The organism is Methanoregula sp. (assembly GCF_002835825.1).
Taxonomy (GTDB): domain Archaea; phylum Halobacteriota; class Methanomicrobia; order Methanomicrobiales; family Methanospirillaceae; genus Methanoregula.
Window position 1 is genome coordinate 1 of record NZ_PIZH01000618.1, and the last position, 1,234, is coordinate 1,234.

Sequence of the window (1,234 nt, forward strand, 5' to 3'; positions counted from 1 at the left end):
TCCTGATCTCCTTCCTGAATGATAAGAATTACCAGGTACGGGTAGACGCGGTGAAAGCGCTCGGCCAGGTAAGGTCAATAAAAGCTGTTCCGGTCCTTGTGCGGATGCTTGCAAACCCGGAGAGCGGGATACGGTCAACGGTGGTTGAAGCGCTCGGGGAGATCGGAGCGACGGAGGCAGCGCCGTACCTGGCCCGGGTACTCGCAGACAGTTCCCTCAATGTCAGGATTGAAACGGTCTGGGCGCTGGAAAAACTGGGCTGGAGACCGAAAACCCCTGAAGAGAAGGTCAGGTACTGCATTGCAAAGGAACAATGGAATGACCTGTCCCGGATCGGCATGGAGAGCATACCTGCGCTTATCCATGCCCTGCCCGACGATCATGCCCATGTCCGCACCAGGATAACGGAAGTACTGGCCGGGCTGGGAGCCCCTGCGGTCCGTGCGCTGGAGCAGGTGAAAAAAGAGGGGAAGCCGGAGCTCAGGGCCCTTGCAGACGAAACCCTTGCCGCGATCAGGAAGAAAACAGGAGCAAATGGCGGCCGGGTGGAAGCCGGCGGAAGAAATTCGGTGGACTGGCTGCTCTCCGACCAGGAAAGTGAAGAGGGCCGGACAACCGGTGAAGCAGCAGGCGGGCGCAGGGATACTCTGGATGAGGCGGCACCGGAATCCCCCCGCCAGAAAGTCGCCCGGATCTCGGCGGTTCTCCGCGACCCGGATGCTGCTATCCGGGTTGCGGCAGTCGAGGCGCTGCGGGTTATCGGCATGCCCGCGGAAAAAACCCTGATCCGGATCCTTAATGACGGGCATAAGAGTGTGAGATCTGCCGCCGCGGAAGCGCTGGGCAGCCTGAAGAGCACGGTGGCCGTCCCGTACCTGATACGCCTGCTGAGGACAGATCCGAAGAAAGAGGTAAGGAGGGCTGCCGCGGAATCCCTCGGGCTCATCGAGGATGCTTATGCCATTCCCGCGCTCATCCGCGGGTTCCGGGACCGGGATCCCCTCGTCCGGTCCGGTGCCGCATCTGCACTCGGCCGCATGGGATCTGCGGCACGGGACCCTGTACTTGCAGTGATACGGGACCCGAACGCCCTGCTACGGGGCTCTGCGCTCCTTGCGCTGGGATCCCTGAAGGACCCGGATGTTCTTTTGTACCTTGTTATCCGTCTTTCTGATCCGAACCCGGCTGTTCGGGGCGCGGCACAGATGCCCTCGCCGGCCTTTTCCGCCTGCTC

1 protein-coding gene is annotated in these 1,234 nt (G+C 61.7%); it reads left to right on the top strand.

The features are described 5' to 3' along the window. On the top strand, positions 1 to 1,234 hold a 1,234-nt coding region (locus CW742_RS13865), incomplete at both ends, for a HEAT repeat domain-containing protein (protein WP_292421389.1).